The organism is Alicyclobacillus sp. ALC3, assembly GCF_028751195.1.
Lineage (GTDB): Bacteria > Bacillota > Bacilli > Alicyclobacillales > Alicyclobacillaceae > Alicyclobacillus_L.
This window is the reverse complement of the sequence record NZ_CP066784.1, coordinates 4646195-4663555: the sequence shown is the minus strand read 5'-3', so window position 1 is coordinate 4663555 and position 17361 is coordinate 4646195. Positions and strand designations below refer to the sequence as shown.

Here is a 17361-nt window from a genome sequence, read left to right as displayed (position 1 = left end):
CCTATCGCCCCCCTTCAGTGATTTGCCTTTCGACCCACCTGTCGACGTCGTGTTGCCGGATGATGATTCGCTCCCGGACCCTGAAGTGCGGGATCGTGCGGTCTGCAATCAAGCGTCTGACAGACGCATCCGACGTGTGCAGGTATTGCGCGCATTCGGTGACCGTCATGTACCGAGCAAGGAGAGCCTGCTGGATGCGCGGTTCGATGCGCGCCCATAAGCGTTCCTCGAGTTCGGTGGCGATTTCCGATTGCATTTCTTGGAGCGCTTCATCGAAACTGCTCACTGCAGGTGCCTCCTACGTACTGCTTGGGACACCGACAATCCCAGACCAAACTTCTCCACAGATTCCATCAGTTCGACCGTGTCGTCCAAAACTTCCTCGCGTTTCAGCAGCATTTCAGGAGTCATTGCGTTCTTATGGATCATCTTCGGATAGCCATATATGGTCGAGACGGTCTTGTTAGCAATCGTATTTGCCTTAATGAAGTCCACCCGAGATGGTTCTGGCAGTGCACCATGCAAACGGGCCATCGCAGACTTCTGATGCTCTTTGTCCAACATGCGGAAAATCTCAAAGCCTTCGAGGCCCGAAACTTTGCGGAGCGTTCTCAACATCTCGTACACCCAGCGTTTGAACGCCTTGGCCTCCGGTTTGCGGCTTTCGAATACTGTTTCATAGATTCCAAACTCGTTCACAATGAGCATTGCTTGTGCTCCACCGATTGTCTCAACGCGGTGACTTGAAATCACATCCCTTGGCAATCGCCGGCGAATAGGTGCCGTCTGTCCAAGATCAAGGGCCTTGGCTACATCAGATAGGACTGCCCACCATTCACCTGGTTCTTTCTCAACGAACCGAATACGGTGTCCATTCCAGTTCTCGACCCGTAAACCCATTTGCGGTCACCTCGCACCCATCGCAGTTTGGAGTGAATCCTCTTCAAGGTAAAAGAAGCGCTCAAACGGGCCTTCAAACGCGCTCATTACCCCAGCGATAAAATGTATTCCCGGAGAGTTATGGCGCCTATCTGACGGAGGAAGTTTCGCTCTCCAAACTTGTGTGACAGAGACGCCTATGATTTTTGCAAGTGCAGCGTCAGTAGGAATGTCATGATCGATTTGAGCTTTCATCAACTCCTTCACCTTTAGTCGAATGATTTTTTTAGCCACAGTACTCACCTCACTTTTCCCTCATTCAATACGTTTACGCATCACCAATATGCGTTCGCGTATATTTGCATGATAAGCCGATAATATACGCGGGTGCAATATGTGTGTATAAAATAATTGCGTACGCGCAATTACTGATGTAAGATGATGGCGATAAAGGAGGTGAAAGTTTGCAAACGCAACAGTCGTTTGGAACATACCTAAGCGAACTGCGTGTTCGTTACGGGTTCAGGACGCAGAAGCAGTTAGCTGAGGCCACTGGAGTGTCGCAAGCAACCCTATCGCGGATTGAGGCCGGAGCTCAACGGCCAACTCCAGATACGCTCAGGCTGCTTGCAGAACAGTTGCGCCCCGTTACCTATGGCGAATTGATGCAAAGGGCCGGGTACTTCGACGGGGTGGAAACTGAAGATTGGGAGACGGATGACATCATAGATGAGAACGATTTAGACTATCGGCTCCGTGCAGTCATTCGTTCACTTGCTAGTGGAGGGGAATTTCCTGAGGCAGTGGTGGAATCTCTCGTTCAGGAACTAGCATCCATGTTTGAATCCGAGGAATGGGATGTACCCTACACAGTCTCTGGATTTGAACAATTGCTCCGAGAAATTGATACCGAATACAAAAAACTAATCTTCTCGGCCCTAGTTAGAGTGAAAAAGCTCCAGTCCACTCGGGTGCATCCGAGTGATGACCTTGATGATGAGGTGCGTGTTATCGCTCGACGGGCTCAACACCTAAAACCGAATAGCCGAGAGCGACTAGCTGATTTTCTCGACTATTTGGAGCATCAAGATAAAGGGGACTAGTGCATCAGCATGGGTATACCGTTCTTCGCACGATACAGAATGGTAATGTTAGCTGCGGCCCAATTCCTACGAGACGAGCATGTGACTGCATTTCCAATCGATGCCGCGTCTATCATAAAGCGAAATGGCTGGGGGCTGAAGCCGTATAGCGAATACGCAAAAAGCCGGCATGTCGATGTAAATACAGTCGCAAGGGAGCTGCCAAGTGAAGACGGTTTTACGGTTCGTAAGAGCGGTAAATACACCATCGCCTACAACGACGGGGTAAGGACCCGTGAAAGAATCCGGTGGACTCTACTGCACGAGATTGGGCATATCTACCTCGGCCACTTTAAAGAGTTCGACGAGACACTGTTGAACAGAGGTGGCCTTGATGACAGGGCAATGAGAGTACTGGAAAACGAAGCCGACGTGTTCGCGCGGAACGTGTTGGCACCGGCCCCCATCGTACGCGAGTTGAGTCGGAACGTGAACACAGCGTATTTACTGCGGACTGTTTTTGATTTATCTGGTCAGGCTACTCGCATGCGAATTCGATACTTGAGTGCTGATTTGCGTTTCCGATTCGAATCGCTGACCCAACAATTTGATACCTTTATTAATCGCGTGTTATACGGCAAAGAGTGTACCGTATGCCACTACTATTTTGCGACACCAGGAGCAATATACTGCCCCGTGTGCCGTAACACAGATGCCATTTCTACTTACAAGGGGGTCACACCTGACATGATTTATGATGGTTTTGAATTGGATGGTAATGGCTACCCGAAGCATGAATGCCCAAGGTGCGGCAATGAACAGCTCTCGGGAGAACATTGCAAGGTTTGCGGAGTCTCGCTCACTAACAAGTGTACTAATTTTCAGGAGGATAGCTGGGGCAACATCGAATGGGAGTGTGGAGAAGTTGCTGACGGCAACGCTCGATTCTGTACAAAGTGTGGAAGTCCGACAACATATTTCAGTCACAAACTCTTGTTGCCGTGGGACTCTGTCAAGCGCCAACCACGAGATAGGCCAGTGTCCGACCTATTTGCTGACCCATTTGCCGACCCATTTGAGAAGGTGACAAGCGCCGCTACCAAGGAAATATCTGACCAGGATCTTCCGTTCTAATCTATCAGCTACTTCCTAACAAAATCAGTGGAGATGAGCCTAATGCCCAGTATCGAGAAGCGCGGCGCAAACTCCTGGCGATTGGTTGTCGAAGACGGTTACGACGCCACTGGAAAGCGAGTCCAACGCCGCAAAACACTCCACGTCGAAGACGAAGCGCTTCTGAAGACCACGCGTCGACTCCAGGACTACCTGCGCATGGAGCTGGCAGCGTTTCAGCGTGAGGTAGAGTCCGGGCAGTACGTTAAACCGGAGCGCACCACTTTCGCCGACTTCGTCAGCACGTGGAAAACAAACTACGCAGACCTACATATGGGTGCGTACACGCGCAAGAACTATCTCGGCATCGTCAACTCGCAGCTCCTCCCCACCTTCGGGCATCTCGAGTTAAGCAAAATCAAGACGATGCACATCGTTTCGTTCTTCACGCAGCTGCGCTCACGGGACGGCCGCAAGGACGGACGGGACAAGCCTCTCTCGACAAACACCCTGCTGAACATCTACAAGGCGTTAAAATCGATTCTGGACGCCGCTGAGCGCTGGCGTGTGATTCCTTCGAACCCGATGGAGGGTGTTGACCGTCCTGTGGCCGACAAGGCTGAGAGACGCTCTCTGAGAGCCAAGAAGAGGGCATACACACGCGAGGAGGCTGAGCAGCTTATCATCGCCCTCGCAGACGAACCAGAGCACTGGCGGCTGTATTACCTCGGTGTCGTGCTGGGTGGCTTTCGTCGCGGCGAGATGCTCGCCGTCGAGTGGCCGCAGGTTGACTTCGAACACGGCGGCATCATGGTCGAGAAGCAGCTGTCACTCAACGAGGAAGGTCGCACGGTCGAGGCCGAACTGAAGACAGCTGAGTCACAGGCCTTTGTGCCGATGCCTCGCTGGTACATGGCGGAGCTGTCGCGGTACCGCGAGGCGTGGATCCGCGAGCGCTGGAAGCTCCAGCAAGCACAACGATGGGAAGGTAGCGACCACGAGTACGTGTTCCACAACGGGACCGGTCATCACTTCTACGCGGACGCTCCGTCGCTTCGCTGGCGACGTTTTTTGGACAAGCATGATCTCCCCCGCATCCGGCTGCACGATTTACGACACACGACCGCCATGCTGCTACGCGAGGACGGGGCTGACCTGAAGTCTATCCAGGAACGCCTGCGGCATTCACGCCTGGCGACGACTGCAGACCTCTACACGCACGAGTCTGATTTGGTGAGCCGTGAGACCGCAGACCGGCTGGAGAAATTAAATCCGTTCCCAATCCGTTCCCAAGACAAGAAAATCGACGGCTGACACAAATCGAGGGCAAAAGAAAAATCCCTTGCAGGACAAGGGATTCGGGACAAACAAGATGGCGTCTCAGGAGGGATTCGAACCCCCGACCCACAGCTTAGAAGGCTGTTGCTCTATCCTGCTGAGCTACTGAGACATTGTGGAGCGGGCGATGGGAATCGAACCCACGCGACCAGCTTGGAAGGCTGGAGTTCTACCATTGAACTACGCCCGCGAACAGAAATTGCAGCAAGGACAGTGTAGACGATACGTCGCAAAACGGTCAAGTCAAGTTCATTCAAAGCGGGGAATGCTCACGCTGCGTGTCGTGTCCGGCAACACTTTCCCAGAAGATGTAAGGTGTGTGACGCTCACCTCAAAGGCATCTGCTTCCGTGCGAATCGTGAGAATCGCGAATGTCCGTTCCTTGCGCCCACGCGGCTGCGACAAACTGCCAGGATTGATGCAGAGTACGCTGTCTACTTCTTCTGCCAGGGCAATATGAGTGTGACCAAAGACCGCAATAGAAGCACCGTGTGAGTGAGCCGTTTTCGCGAGCGGTAACAGCGTATTCTTCACCTGTAGTCGGTGCCCGTGCGTGAGGAACAAAGGCGGACCGTATCCTGTCACGACTAGGCTGTCCGGGTACACTGTAGACCGCGTATCCCAATTCCCCGCGACAGCATGAACCGGACAGTGAATCCGGTCGGCTAACCAGGCAGCATCAGAAGTTTCATCACCCGCGTGCAGCACGGCGTTAATTGGGCCTGCAAGGGAGACTGCCTGCATCAGTTCGTGACGAAACCTGTGCGTATCACTCACGACGCAGATCCGCAAGCATGTCACCCCCTAGTTCGTGCAGCAGACGATGGACGGCGACCGTTCGGTGTGACAGCAGATTCTTCTCCGACATGGACAACTCCGCAAACGACTGATTGAATCCATTTGGAACAAACAACGGATCATAGCCAAAGCCATCCGTCCCTGAGGGGCCGCGAAGAATGCTACCATGCACTTCCCCCCGCGCGACGACTGGCGCATCTAGACCGCGGTGCCACAGTGCGAGCACACAGACAAACGACGCAGTACGCTCCGCCGTTGGAATGTCTTCCATTAATGTGAGGAGCTTTCTGTTGTTTGCCTCATCATCAGCAAACTCACCCGCGAATCTTGCGGAATACACTCCCGGCTGACCACTGAGGCCCTCGACGCACAGACCGGAGTCGTCTGACAGCACCCAGCCGTCTACCCGGTCACCGTAGTACAAGGCCTTTTGTACGGCGTTTGCTTCAAAGCTCGTCCCTGTCTCCGGCGCGGTACCGGCGTCATTGGGCAACGGCTTGACCCGTATCTGCGCATGCGCAAGCAACTGAGCAAACTCCGCCACCTTGCCATCGTTTCTTGATGCCAGCCAAACCACCGAAAGTACTCCTTTCAAGCCATTCTCGCGAGACTCAATAACTTTGCGCCGATGGAAGCTGCACGGGTACGACCAGGGCTCCTCTGAACTCAGGACCCCCAGCATCCCCCAACCACAACTCGATCGCCCTGCGCATACGGGTCCCGTCTGAACTCGTATAGAAACGATCGGCCGGGCGAGTTTCCCTATCCTGCGGAGCGTGCAAGGAGTTCGAACGACGCAACAGAGTTTTCACCTCTTCCGCTGTCTGCTCAGCAGAAGATATGAGTTGTACATCCGGTCCCGTGACAGCCTGTATAATCGGTGCGAGCAACGGGTAATGAGTGCAGCCTAGCACGAGTGAGTCGATGTCCTTTCCTAACAACTCGGCGAGCGACTCAGCCACAATGGCCTCAACGTCCGCCCCGGCGACCAACCCCTGTTCGACCAGCGGAACAAATTGCGGGCACGCCTCGCTAAACACCTCAACCTCGGGCGCAACGTGATGCACCGCTTCCGGGTACGCACCGCTGTGAATTGTAACGGCAGTACCAATCACGCCAATGCGCCCAGTTCGTGTAACCCGAATAGCAGCGCGCGCGCCTGGCTGGATCACGCCGATGACCGGGATCGGATACCTTGCTTGCAATATCGGCAAAGCAACGGCCGTCGCAGTGTTGCACGCCACGACAAGCGCTTTCACCCCTTGGTTGTACAAAAAATCGAGTACCTCTTTGGAGAACTGCTGGACCTCTCGCGGATGTCTATCGCCGTATGGGCACCGAGCCATGTCACCAAAATACAGAATTTCTTCATCGGGAATCAGACTGCGTAAAGATCGTACAACGGTCAGGCCACCAACGCCGGAGTCAAACACCCCGATTGGGCGGTTGTCAAATTGCGTCATGTTTTGCGAGTACCCCCCGGTTGCGACCGATAACTGGCTGCGTTATACAAGGAAGTGCCGCCTTCGCGGCACTTCCTCTACAAACCAAACAAAATGTCAGCCGTCGACGATATGAAGATGAAGCAGATTGAGTGCCTGTATGACCTGTTGGGAAGTCCCCTCATCAAGGCCCGCAAGTGCCTGGGCCAAGTAGGCTCGCCTTGCGTCAAGCACAGCCTCAATCAACTGTTCGCCCGCCGGCAACAAACTCACGTGCACGACTCGCCGGTCGGCCTGGTCCCTCTCCCTGGAAGCGAGACGAGCACGCTCCAAGCGATCGACCAAGTCTGTAGTTGTGCTATAGGCCAAGTATAAATGACTTCCGAGTTCTCCGATTGTCAGTGGGCCCTTACGGCTTAGTACAATGAGCGCATCAAACTGCGGCGGAGTCACGCCGTGTCCTTCGAGCAAGACTCGACCCTTTCGTCGAATAACAGTCGCAATGTCGCGCAGCTTTTGCTCGATCTCAAAGACCGATAGCGAGTACTCCAACGGCATGAACTAACACCTCATTAGCGACCGCGAGCCGATTCGTTCACGAGCACTGACCCTGCCGGTGCGGAAAAACCATGCCGTCATTTTATCATCGGCAACTTTAAGTGGTCAACGAGACACACGAGAGCGCTGATACCAAGCAAGACATATGAGTGACTCATGACAGCGACCCCTACAGTAACTGTAGGGGTGCCCGACACTCAAATTGCGATTTCACCCATTCGAACCAGTTCGACAACCGCCTGCGAACGGCCTTTTACATTCAACTTCTTCATCACATTAGAAATGTGATTACGGACCGTCTTCTCGCTGACGAACAACTGGGCGGCAATTTCCTTTGTCGTTTTGTCCTGAACAAGCAATTCGAAAACTTCACGCTCGCGATTCGTTAGCAGAGACTTGATGCGCGCGTCCTTGCCGGAAGACATCCTTTTATCCCTCCTTGTCTGTCGATGTACAAGAATGGGATACAGTCAGGGTATAGTATGTGATCCGGCTTGGTCCCGTGCTGTCAAAAACAAACTTGGGCTGACAGGTCTGGACGGGCAATTCGACGCGACTTGTTGGCAGGCGGACAGCCATGTGCAGAGCGCTCGCGATACGCGTTGCTATGCGGTTACAACGATGCCAGCGGCAGTCAGTGCCGTGCGCACACGATGCGCGAAATTGACCGCCTGTTGGCCATCTCCGTGAATACAGATCGTTTCTGCCCGCACGGGTACGTCGATTCCGTCAAGGGCTCGCACTAGACTGCCTTGTGTCATGCGGATTGCTTGAGCAACACACTCCTCAGCATCTTCAATCAGTGCACGAGGGTCGTTGCGGCTGACCAGTGAACCGTCACAGTGGTAACGACGGTCGGCGAACACCTCGCTGCGCGACGCCAAACCGTGACGTTCTGCTGCCGCAAGTATCTCAGACCCAGCGAGACCCACAAGGACCAAAGCAGTGTCAACCTTTGCTACGGCGCGCGCAATGGCCGCCGCTAGTGACGCCTGTTTTGCTGCCATGTTGTACAGGGCACCATGAGGCTTCACGTGCCTAAGCTCACCACCGTAAGCACGCGTGACAGCATACAACACACTCACCTGATACAGGACGAGGTCGTAGGCCTCGTCCTCCGTCAATTCCATCATGCGTCTGCCAAATCCCAATCGATCCGGCAGTCCTGGATGTGCGCCCACAGCAACCCCCGCTGCCAACGCAGCCTCGACTGCTGTGCGGACGGTTGTCGGATCGCCAGCATGGAAACCGCAAGCGATGTTGGCAGATGTCACGACGCTCAGCAGTTCGTGATCTGCTCCAAGCTTGTACACACCGAAACTCTCTCCTAAGTCCGCGTTTAAGTCGACCGTGCGCTCCGAACGACTGTGTTTGGCCTCGCTCATTTCGGTCCCTCCTCAAGGACTGCAGATGCTCTACAGTCGCCCCTGCAACCGTTGCGCCAGTGCCACCTGGAGCTGCTGCAGGGCTCTTTGCGACAGTGCTCGCAGCGCCAGTGATTGCTCGTGCGTGATGGGAATGAATCGGATCGTTTCACCGGGCCGCACCTGGGCCAGTTGAGCCAAGTCAATCGCGGCTACAACGCCAATCACCGGGTACCCTCCGGTTGTTTGTCGGTCAGCCTGGAGAACGGTCAATTGCCCACTATGCAAGCGTTGTAAGGCGCCAGTAACCACTGGTTTGGAGACTGGCTCCGCGCTGTCAACCAGGTCAATCGGTGCACTCTGCAATTGTATCCCCATTCTGTTTGCAGCTGGGGTAACGAGATAAACCTGGTTGTACAACCGCTCGCGAGCTTCACTTGTCATGAGTGGAGAGTCGGGTCCGGGAAGCAAGCGGATCAAGCGTTCCGAACTCGCTGTCTCATACACCGCTCGACTCACTTGCCAAGACGGCCAGGTGACGTTCCCTGACGAGGCACTGCTCGCCAGGCTTCGGGCAAACCGCTCAGCCAAGTCAGGTTTTGGACCGATCTCGACCTCGTCCCCGGCCCGCAGAGCACAACCTGACAATCCGCCAAAGCCCGCGTATAAGTTCGTGCTCTTACTGCCAAGTACCAACGGGATCTGCCACGTCCCGGAAACCGCCAGATATGCGCGAGACCCCTGCTGCGCGTAGCCGACATGGATGGTCGCTCCCCTCGGAACCCAAAGCGGTCGCCACATCGGGACGGGTTGACCATCCACGCGAACGGAGAAGTCCCCTCCGCACACAGCTACTAACGCATCTTCGTCACAGACCACGTCCACGCCGCGGACCGTCATCTCAATTCCTGCCTCACCCGCTTCGTTTCCCACAAGGAGATTCGCGACCTGTAAGGCGCGCGCGTCAACCGCACCACCGGGGCCGACTCCGAAGTGTTGCCAGCCGCTCCGGCCAAGGTCCTGTATACTCGACAGCAATCCGCCCGATTGTATCGTCAGCTTCACGACGAAGCACCACACAACTCGTGATACTCGTCCTCTGAAATCGCCCGAAAGCGAACGACATCCCCAGCTCTAAGCAGCGTCGGAGGATTAGAGACAGGGTCAAACAGCCTGAGTGGGGTTCTGCCAATCAACTGCCATCCCCCAGGAGTCTCTAGTGGGTACACGCCGGTTTGCGCACCGGCAATGCCGACGCTTCCTGCAGGTATTGTCGGTCGTGGTGTAGCTTTGCGAGGAACCGCGATGCTTGTATCCATTCCTCCGAGATATGGGAACCCGGGTGCAAAGCCGATCATATAAACGGTATAGTCTGGGGCTGAATGAATCGCGATCACATCCGCTTCTGTCATGCCCGTGCGGTTCGCTACGTACGCTAAATCTGGTCCTTTGTTGCCGCCGTAGCAAACGGGAATCTCCACCACACGAGCAGGCGTCACGATGTTTCCTGCCGCCGCGCGCACAATTGTTTCTAGTTTTGAAACGAGAACAGCCGCACGCACAACATCTGGATTGAACACCACACTAGCACAGTCGTAGGCAGGGACACACTCGATTACACCAGGAATCGCGCACTGCGCAAGTTCGGTGCAAAATTGCCGAATTTGCCGATGGACTTGAAGGTCGATCCCGCGACCGAACCGCACCAGGATGGCCTCATCCCCGAATTGAGTAAAGCTCGGATAGCTTGCCCCCACGGCTTGGCCCACAACGGTCACCCCCAGCGATGATTGCTATCATTATACCCATCCGACAGGCCCCACGCTGACCCTGTCGGCCATGACTTCTCTGACCCTGTCGGCCATGACTTCTCTGACCCCGGTCGCCTTGCGCCGTGGATAAGAAAATAGGCGTTTGCGGCTATTTTCATCACAACTTGTGCTCCGCAGGAGCATGAGGGATTCTGGCGGTATGGCCACCAGCGCGCGTTTGATAGCGCCATTATGGCGCTATCCCAGCACGCTCCAGGCCATTTTGGCGCTATCGCCATCATCCACGGTTATTAGCGCCATTATGGCGCTATCCCAGCGCGCTCCCGGCCATTTTGGCGCTATTGCCGTCATCCACGGTTACTTAGCGCCATTATGGCGCTATCCCAGCGCGCTCCCGGCCATTTTGGCGCTATCGCCATCAAACACAGTTGATTAGCGCCATTATGGCGCTATCCCAGCGCGCTCCCGGCCATTTTGGCGCTATTGCCGTCATCCACGGTTATTAGCGCCATTATGGCGCTATCCCAGCGCGCTCCCGGCCATTTTGGCGCTATCGCCGTCATCCACGGTTACTTAGCGCCATTATGGCGCTATCCCAGCGCGCTCCCGGCCATTTTGGCGCTATCGCCATCAAACACAGTTGATTAGCGCCAGTATGGCGCTATCCCAGCGCGCTCCCGGCCATTTTGGCGCTATCGCCCTCATCCACAGTTAATTAGCGCCATTATGGCGCTATCCCAAGCATGATCCCGGTCGCTTAGCGCCACTCCGCCACTCCGCCACTCCGCCACTCCGCCACTCCGCCACTCCGCCACTCCGCCACTATGGCGCTATGGTGCTCTCGCACCGCAGGGCCGGTCGCGTTTTGCGCCGCTGTGCTGAACCTGCACGAGAAAGGGGGCTGATGAACTGTTGAAACGTTAGATGTTCCAACATTCTGCTAATATCACGCTATCCGACGGATTTTTTTCCCATATGCCATTGACATCCAAGATTTTGTCCTTATCATATCTAGTAAGGGCAACTCTACTGAAAGGTAGAGACGCAAAGCCACGGGCCTACAGCGACTAATAGTCGCCAGGGCAGCCGAGCTGCCGGACCCGAACCGTTAGAAGGGAGAATGATTGTTTATGAAAAAATCAGTGTTCAGTTTCGTCGTTGGTCTCTTGACTTTGGCCGCATTGACCGCTCCAGCAATGGCCGCGACCACACAGTCAGGCGGAGGAGCGACAGCGAATCCAGCTGGCATGCTGGAAATCTGGTAATCATTTCTTACACGGTCCACAAGAGGAGGCAGTAAGGGGTGCATCCCCGATTGCCTCCTTTCTTGTGCTTACAAAGGAGATACAAGATGTCGACACGTGACATCCCAGCATTTGACCCAGTCGACTTTGGCATCCTCCTCCTCGAAGAGGAGCGCCGCCGAATCGCCCGAGACTTACATGACGGTCCAGCCCAAGACTTGACGAACATCAGTATGCGGCTAGGCGTTGTTACGCGCCTGATTGCTTCCGATCCGGAACTGGCCTTGTCTGAACTCGACCGCACTAATAGTCGAATCGTCGCTGCCATCAATGACATACGTCGTTTAATTTACGATTTGCGCCCAGTTGCGATTGACGAGATCGGCCTCGCATCGGCAACAGCAGAACTCTGTCGACGCTGCGAGCGCGACTGGCAGATCACGTTTCACGTTCATGTTGACGAGTCAGCCACAACAGGACTTGTCCCTGCGCGACAAGTCGTACTGTACCGACTCATGCAAGAGGTCCTCAACAACGTGCATCGGCACGCCCAGGCAGATACTGTCTGGATTGACCTAGTCCGGGTTGGAAACAGCCTACGAATTGAAATTCGCGACAACGGTCGAGGGTTTCGCCCAGATGAAGTCCCTCGCGGGCACTTCGGCATTGTCGGTATGAGGGAACGAGCCCAATATCTTGGGGGAAGTTTGGAAGTTGAATCGTCTCCGGGGTCAGGCAGTACGTTTCGTGTACACGTACCTCTTCCTACACAGGAGAACGAAAGACCATGACGGACTCCCAAGAAACAAACGGTCCTACGGCATTGACTACGGGTCAGCGCATCGTAGCGCAGGCAGACCAACTGATTGAATGCCACTGCTCGTTTGCAGCCAGTGAATATTTGTCAAGAGGCCTTGGGAGTTGTTCAGAATCAGATGTAGGTGTCGTGTCTGACGCGCTTGGCATGGTACTCGTTCGGCAGGGTAAGTTGCAAGAAGCCCTGTCACGATTTTTGGATGCTGCGAGCGTCGCGCAGGACGAACTCGAATCCATTCGCTATCGCGTTCACGCGGCGCTCGCTCATGCGCGTCTCGCACAACACGACCGTGCACATCGGTTGCTGACGAGTCTGCTGCCTTTACCTGCACTCAGCCAACCATCGAGGGTCCGCGTGCAAGTACGCGCGAATCTCGCGTTCGTTCAGTCCCACAATGAGTTTTACGAACAGGCTCTGTACAATTCACAACTCGCTCTGCAGGATGCTATCACCTGTGATGACCGCGTCGCGCAGGCCCGACTTTATACAAACTTAGGATACCTCCACATTGAGCTAGGCGAATATTCACAGGCTCAGGCCCACCTGCTGCGTGCCTTGTCCGAACAGGACTCACCGCCGCTACAGACCATCACCGAACTCTGTCGTGTCTCCTTGCTAGAAGAACGGTTGGATGACAGTTTCAACTACGCAGCACAGGCCGTAAAGCTGGTCTGGTCGTCAATACTTGACTTTGAACGAGAGGAAATTGCGCGGCTGTTTACTCTCCTCGCGCACCTCACGTATTACAGCGGAGACCGAGTCACGGCTTTGCGTTTACTTGAAAAGTCTCAATTGCTGTTCGGGCAAATGTCCATGTGGAGCCAGTGGAAGTCAACAGGATCGTTGTATGAACAGTGGAACCACCACCCAAGTGCTTGGACAGGTCAAAGCTCACTACCACAGGTCGACCTCGAGACGATCCGTGAGTTTTTGCTCTTATTTGACGCAATGAACGCACAGGAACTGACATCCCGAGAGTTTTCCAGCTTGACCGACGTCCGTGTCGAAACCGTGCAGGCGTTGTGCGCTGTGCTGGAATTTTCCGACCGCGATCGCGAAAATGTAATCTACGCCGCGCGTTTTGCGGACTATGGACTGACAGCACTCGAACGCGACGTCGTCCTGCATCCTACGCGATCACCGAGTTCGTGGCAGCAGTATCAATCTCACCCCGACCTCGGCGTCCGAATGCTTCAAGTCGCTGGACTGCCTCCGGCGGTCTTTGATATGGTGCGGGACCACCACGAGCACTGGGACGGCACAGGTTTCCCGCGCGGGAAGTCGGCAAATACGCTCAGTCTTGGAACATATGTCTTATCCGTAGCAGACCACTACGCCTCGCAAATCGTGCTCTCTAAACGTATGCACTCTGAAGCTCTGCGTCATGTCTCGCGATTAGCTGGCACTGTGCTGTCGCCGACTGTTGTCGGCGCATTTGTCAATATATGTCGTGACACCCCAGGATGTCATGACGACCAGGTGACCTGACCTGACCGCGCCCTGCGCCCTGCGCCCTGCGCCCTGCGCCCCACGCAGGGCTCTCCGGCGCTAATTTCGCGGGTGGTCGATTCCGCCTGAGCTTCCAGCTCCCGCAACACCTGTTGTGCCTTCAAGCGCATTGAGTTCATCCTCGAGGAGTTTGCGCTCGGCGGGTGTCAATTCGGACTCGGCCTGCGAGATGGAGCGCTGAAGCAGCTGTACGTCCTGTTGGTTGACTGCGTTGCCGCCCGTAAAGTGGTCGAGCAGCCACTGCCGGTCCGACGCTGGCACCCGCTGACGCAAAATTTGCGCGAGTGTTTGGTCTGCTACTGACGACGACTCACCTGTCGACAGCGCCTGCGCGATGTGTTGCCAATCCGTCGGCGACAGGGCGAAAATCAAATTGACGCCAATCGTCTCGAGCCGCGTCACGTCCGCTTGCGTCCACTTGCCTGACGGTGTTGCGATCACGGTTGGTCCTTGTCCGGCACCCGAACTGCTTTGACCGCTCGTATTGTTCGAAGTAGCACTTTGATTTTCACTGACAGCCACGAGCGGTGCCAGACTCGGCGTCTGTTTGCCCGTCTGTGACGTTGATGGGGTGTCAACCCCTGCTGTGTTTGCCATGGAAGGCACGACGCGCGCATGTAAGTCACGCCACTTGGCCGCCACCCACGCGTCAATGGCACTGCCGCTGTGTTTGTCTTGTAGGACAGACATCGTTCCAAGTACAGTCACCACCGTGACAGCCGCAACCAGCGCGCTTTCCAATGACCTCTTCACTCTACCGCCCCCACCAACCAGAGATACACGCCCAGTATGGACTATGGGGTCACGGCCTAAACCTGTGCACGTAACAGGGCAAAACAAAAGCGGTGGCATACGCCACCGCCAAAACGTCTGTGCCTTGGGTTGCTGTTACTTCTTCAGCCACGCGCCAATCGCGTGATAAGTCACCTGCCGGTTCATCGCAGCAATGGAAGTCGTTAATGGAATGCCCTTCGGGCACACCTGAACGCAGTTTTGCGCGTTACCGCACTCCTGAATACCGCCCGGTCCCATCAACGCCTCAAGCCGCTCTTCCCTGTGCATCGCCCCGGTTGGATGAGCGTTGAACAAACGAGCTTGAGAGATTGCGAACGCACCCATAAACTCCGTGCGATCGTTAACGTTCGGGCAAGCCTCGACACACGCACCGCACGTAAAGCACCGGCTCAATTCGTAGGCCCACTGGCGATCACGCTCCGGCATGCGGGGACCTGCTCCCAGGTCGTATGTGCCGTCAATTGGGATCCAGGCCTTGACTTTTTTCAGCGCTTCAAACATGCGACTGCGGTCGACCACCAAATCGCGTACAACCGGGAATGTCCGTGCCGGCTTGACGCGAATGGGTTGCTCTAGCTTGTCAACGAGTGAACTGCAGGCCTGGCGCGGGCGCCCGTTAATGACCATCATACAAGCGCCACACACTTCTTCGAGGCAGTTTGACTCCCAAGCCACTGGCGCTACACGTTTGCCATCCTTATTCACCGGATTGCGTTGAATTGCCATCAGGCAAGCAATGACATTCATTCCCGGAACGTAGTCCACTACAAACGATTCCGTGTACGCAGCAGCATCCGGACCATCTTGACGTTCAATGATGAGTTCGACGGTCTTCTTCTCTGCCGCTGTCGACTGTGCTGTCTCCATCGCAGATTCTGCCATCACTTCGTCTCCTCCTTGCTCACCGCGTAGTTGCGCAGGCGAGGCTTGATGAGCGAGACATCGACGTCTTCGTAGCTAATCTCCGGCCCGTCTGGCGTCCACGTTGCAATTGTCGTTTTCAGGAAGTTTTCGTCGTCTCGGTCTGGGAAGTCCGGCTTGTAGTGTGCGCCGCGGCTCTCATCTCTCATCAACGCGCCCTTTGTGATGGCACGCGCCATTTCCAGCATATTCCGCAACTGCCGTGTGAAGGGCGCCATTTGGTTTTCCCAACGCGACTTGTCCGCAACACCGATGCGCTGCCAGCGTTCTTGCAACTCCTGAAGCTTTTGGTCGGTTTCCTTCAGCTTATCGTTGTAACGCACAACCGTGACGTTCTCCGTCATAACCTGCCCAAGTTCGCGGTGCAGGCGATACGGATTTTCGTCACCCTCCATTTTGAGGATGGCTTCGAACTTCTGCTCCTCCTCTTGACGTGCACTTTCATACAAGCTGTCTGGCAACGCTTCACTCGAACGCTTCTGTCCGGATGCCCAGCGAACTGCGTTCGGGCCCGTGATCATGCCGCCATAAATGCAGGACAGCAGAGAGTTCGCGCCGAGGCGGTTGGCACCATGGTACTGGTACTCAGCCTCCCCTGCAGCAAACAAACCTGGAATGTTGGTCATTTGCTGTAAGTCTACCCATAGACCGCCCATGCTGTAGTGCATGCCCGGAAACAACTTCATCGGCACCTTGCGCGGGTCGTCACCGACGAACTTCTCATAGATGTCGATCACGCTGCCTAGTTTGACTTCAAGCTGGTCCGCCGGAATGTGCGTCACATCGAGATAGACCTCATTCTGTCCGTCGATGCCAAGCCGTTGATTGACGCAGACATCGAAAATTGCGCGGGTTGCGATGTCACGCGGGACGAGGTTGCCGTACTCGGGGTACATCTCTTCGAGGAAGTACCACGGCTTGCCGTCTTTGTAGGTCCAGACTCGCCCGCCTTCGCCGCGTACCGATTCAGACACCAAGCGCAGCTTGTCGTCACCTGGAATGGCGGTCGGATGCACCTGAATCATCTCCGGGTTTGCGTAGTACACACCCTGTTGATACAGTGCCGAGGCCGCAGACCCGGTGTTGATCATCGAGTTCGTGCTCTTGCCGAAAATGAGGCCAATTCCGCCCGTGCACATCACTACGGCGTCGCCCCGGAATGCATGGATTTCCATCGAACGGAGGTCTTGAGCGACGATGCCTCGGCACACACCTTCGTCGTCAACCACGGCTCGTAAGAAGTCCCAGCCCTCATATTTCTGAACCAGCCCGGCCGCTTCATGGCGACGAACTTGCTCATCAAGGGCGTATAACAATTGTTGGCCTGTAGACGCTCCGGCAAAGGCTGTCCGATGGTGTTTTGTGCCGCCAAACCTGCGGAAGTCGAGCAGACCTTCTGGAGTTCGGTTAAACATAACACCCATGCGGTCCAGCAAGTGGATGACTGCTGGAGCCGCTTCACACATGCCGAGAACCTGTGTCTGGTTGGCGAGAAAGTCGCCGCCGTAGATTGTATCGTCAAAGTGCTCCCATGGGGAGTCTCCTTCACCTTTGGTATTGACTGCCCCGTTGATGCCACCCTGCGCACACACGGAGTGAGACCGTTTCACTGGTACAAGGGAGAACAAGTCGACCGCTACGCCCGCTTCCGCAATCTTGATGGTTGTCATCAACCCAGCAAGACCACCGCCGACCACAATGATGCGTTGATTTGCCACGATGCGTTCAC

Annotated in this window: 20 protein-coding genes, 2 tRNA genes and 1 riboswitch; of the genes, 6 read left to right on the top strand and 16 right to left on the bottom strand. The window is 55.3% G+C overall.

Annotated features, from left to right (window positions below; genetic code table 11):
• Position 1 precedes the first annotated feature (1 nt).
• The 3 genes from JC200_RS21970 to JC200_RS21960 are packed head-to-tail and all read right to left on the bottom strand — an operon-like array spanning position 2 to position 1173.
• On the bottom strand, positions 2-286 hold the full coding sequence (locus JC200_RS21970; RefSeq protein ID WP_274433860.1) for a helix-turn-helix domain-containing protein: 285 nt from the start codon (positions 284-286) through the stop codon (positions 2-4).
• A complete protein-coding gene (locus JC200_RS21965) occupies positions 283-900 on the bottom strand; it encodes a BRO-N domain-containing protein (protein ID WP_274433858.1) in 618 nt (205 codons plus the stop codon). The genes JC200_RS21970 and JC200_RS21965 overlap by 4 nt, the downstream gene beginning before the upstream one ends.
• Positions 901-906: 6 nt before the next feature.
• Positions 907-1173, bottom strand: coding sequence for a hypothetical protein (locus tag JC200_RS21960; protein ID WP_274433857.1), 267 nt, complete (start codon positions 1171-1173; stop codon positions 907-909).
• Positions 1174-1343: 170 nt separating this feature from the next.
• Between JC200_RS21960 and JC200_RS21955 the strand changes: the two genes are divergently transcribed.
• The 3 genes from JC200_RS21955 to JC200_RS21945 all read left to right on the top strand — a co-directional run bounded on the left by JC200_RS21955 (position 1344) and on the right by JC200_RS21945 (position 4388).
• Entirely contained in the window at positions 1344-1982 is a 639-nt protein-coding gene (locus tag JC200_RS21955; protein ID WP_274433856.1) for a helix-turn-helix domain-containing protein, read from the top strand.
• A gap of 81 nt (positions 1983-2063) precedes the next feature.
• Positions 2064-3095 (top strand): ImmA/IrrE family metallo-endopeptidase, encoded by a 1032-nt coding sequence (locus JC200_RS21950; protein ID WP_274433855.1) that lies wholly within the window; start codon positions 2064-2066, stop codon positions 3093-3095.
• A 42-nt stretch (positions 3096-3137) separates the two neighbouring features.
• Entirely contained in the window at positions 3138-4388 is a 1251-nt protein-coding gene (locus tag JC200_RS21945; RefSeq protein WP_274433854.1) for a tyrosine-type recombinase/integrase, read from the top strand.
• Between the two features lie 59 nt (positions 4389-4447).
• Here the strand turns inward: JC200_RS21945 and JC200_RS21940 are convergent.
• The 10 genes from JC200_RS21940 to pxpB form a co-directional block, all read right to left on the bottom strand.
• A tRNA-Arg gene (locus JC200_RS21940) sits at positions 4448-4524 on the bottom strand.
• Positions 4525-4528: 4 nt separating this feature from the next.
• Positions 4529-4602 (bottom strand) — tRNA-Gly (locus JC200_RS21935).
• A gap of 59 nt (positions 4603-4661) precedes the next feature.
• The gene (locus JC200_RS21930; protein ID WP_274433853.1) at positions 4662-5204 is read right to left on the bottom strand and encodes a metallophosphoesterase family protein; all 543 of its coding nucleotides are present in this window, start codon (positions 5202-5204) and stop codon (positions 4662-4664) included.
• The gene (gene rdgB, locus JC200_RS21925; RefSeq protein WP_274433852.1) at positions 5182-5787 is read right to left on the bottom strand and encodes an RdgB/HAM1 family non-canonical purine NTP pyrophosphatase; all 606 of its coding nucleotides are present in this window, start codon (positions 5785-5787) and stop codon (positions 5182-5184) included. Before rdgB ends, JC200_RS21930 begins: the two co-directional genes overlap by 23 nt.
• Positions 5788-5821: 34 nt before the next feature.
• Positions 5822-6673 carry a glutamate racemase gene (murI, locus tag JC200_RS21920; RefSeq protein ID WP_274433851.1) on the bottom strand — a complete coding sequence of 284 codons (852 nt, stop codon included), beginning with the start codon at positions 6671-6673 and terminating at the stop codon, positions 5822-5824.
• A gap of 96 nt (positions 6674-6769) precedes the next feature.
• On the bottom strand, positions 6770-7210 hold the full coding sequence (locus tag JC200_RS21915) for a MarR family winged helix-turn-helix transcriptional regulator (RefSeq protein WP_274433850.1): 441 nt from the start codon (positions 7208-7210) through the stop codon (positions 6770-6772).
• Between the two features lie 197 nt (positions 7211-7407).
• Positions 7408-7635, bottom strand: coding sequence for a helix-turn-helix domain-containing protein (locus JC200_RS21910; RefSeq protein WP_274433849.1), 228 nt, complete (start codon positions 7633-7635; stop codon positions 7408-7410).
• A gap of 180 nt (positions 7636-7815) precedes the next feature.
• The gene (locus JC200_RS21905; protein WP_274433848.1) at positions 7816-8595 is read right to left on the bottom strand and encodes a LamB/YcsF family protein; all 780 of its coding nucleotides are present in this window, start codon (positions 8593-8595) and stop codon (positions 7816-7818) included.
• A 30-nt stretch (positions 8596-8625) separates the two neighbouring features.
• Complete coding sequence (locus JC200_RS21900) at positions 8626-9639, bottom strand: 5-oxoprolinase subunit C family protein (RefSeq protein ID WP_274433847.1); 1014 nt, start codon at positions 9637-9639, stop codon at positions 8626-8628.
• Positions 9636-10343, bottom strand: a complete 708-nt coding sequence (gene pxpB / locus JC200_RS21895) for a 5-oxoprolinase subunit PxpB (protein ID WP_274433846.1) — start codon at positions 10341-10343, stop codon at positions 9636-9638. Before pxpB ends, JC200_RS21900 begins: the two co-directional genes overlap by 4 nt.
• 1012 nt (positions 10344-11355) lie before the next feature.
• Positions 11356-11445, top strand: a riboswitch (cyclic di-GMP riboswitch).
• A 31-nt stretch (positions 11446-11476) separates the two neighbouring features.
• Here pxpB and JC200_RS21890 point away from each other — a divergent pair.
• The 3 genes from JC200_RS21890 to JC200_RS21880 all read left to right on the top strand — a co-directional run bounded on the left by JC200_RS21890 (position 11477) and on the right by JC200_RS21880 (position 13895).
• Positions 11477-11611, top strand: coding sequence for a hypothetical protein (locus JC200_RS21890; protein ID WP_274433845.1), 135 nt, complete (start codon positions 11477-11479; stop codon positions 11609-11611).
• A gap of 86 nt (positions 11612-11697) precedes the next feature.
• Positions 11698-12381, top strand: coding sequence for a sensor histidine kinase (locus JC200_RS21885; protein WP_274433844.1), 684 nt, complete (start codon positions 11698-11700; stop codon positions 12379-12381).
• The gene (locus JC200_RS21880) at positions 12378-13895 is read left to right on the top strand and encodes an HD domain-containing phosphohydrolase (protein WP_274433843.1); all 1518 of its coding nucleotides are present in this window, start codon (positions 12378-12380) and stop codon (positions 13893-13895) included. The genes JC200_RS21885 and JC200_RS21880 overlap by 4 nt, the downstream gene beginning before the upstream one ends.
• A 60-nt stretch (positions 13896-13955) precedes the next feature.
• Here JC200_RS21880 and JC200_RS21875 read toward each other — a convergent pair whose 3' ends face one another.
• From JC200_RS21875 to sdhA, 3 genes are all read right to left on the bottom strand, one after another.
• Positions 13956-14669, bottom strand: coding sequence for a hypothetical protein (locus JC200_RS21875; protein WP_274433842.1), 714 nt, complete (start codon positions 14667-14669; stop codon positions 13956-13958).
• A 135-nt stretch (positions 14670-14804) separates the two neighbouring features.
• Positions 14805-15593 (bottom strand): succinate dehydrogenase iron-sulfur subunit, encoded by a 789-nt coding sequence (gene sdhB / locus JC200_RS21870; protein ID WP_274436628.1) that lies wholly within the window; start codon positions 15591-15593, stop codon positions 14805-14807.
• A complete protein-coding gene (gene sdhA, locus JC200_RS21865) occupies positions 15593-17350 on the bottom strand; it encodes a succinate dehydrogenase flavoprotein subunit (RefSeq protein ID WP_274433841.1) in 1758 nt (585 codons plus the stop codon). The genes sdhB and sdhA overlap by 1 nt, the downstream gene beginning before the upstream one ends.
• Positions 17351-17361: the final 11 nt, after the last annotated feature.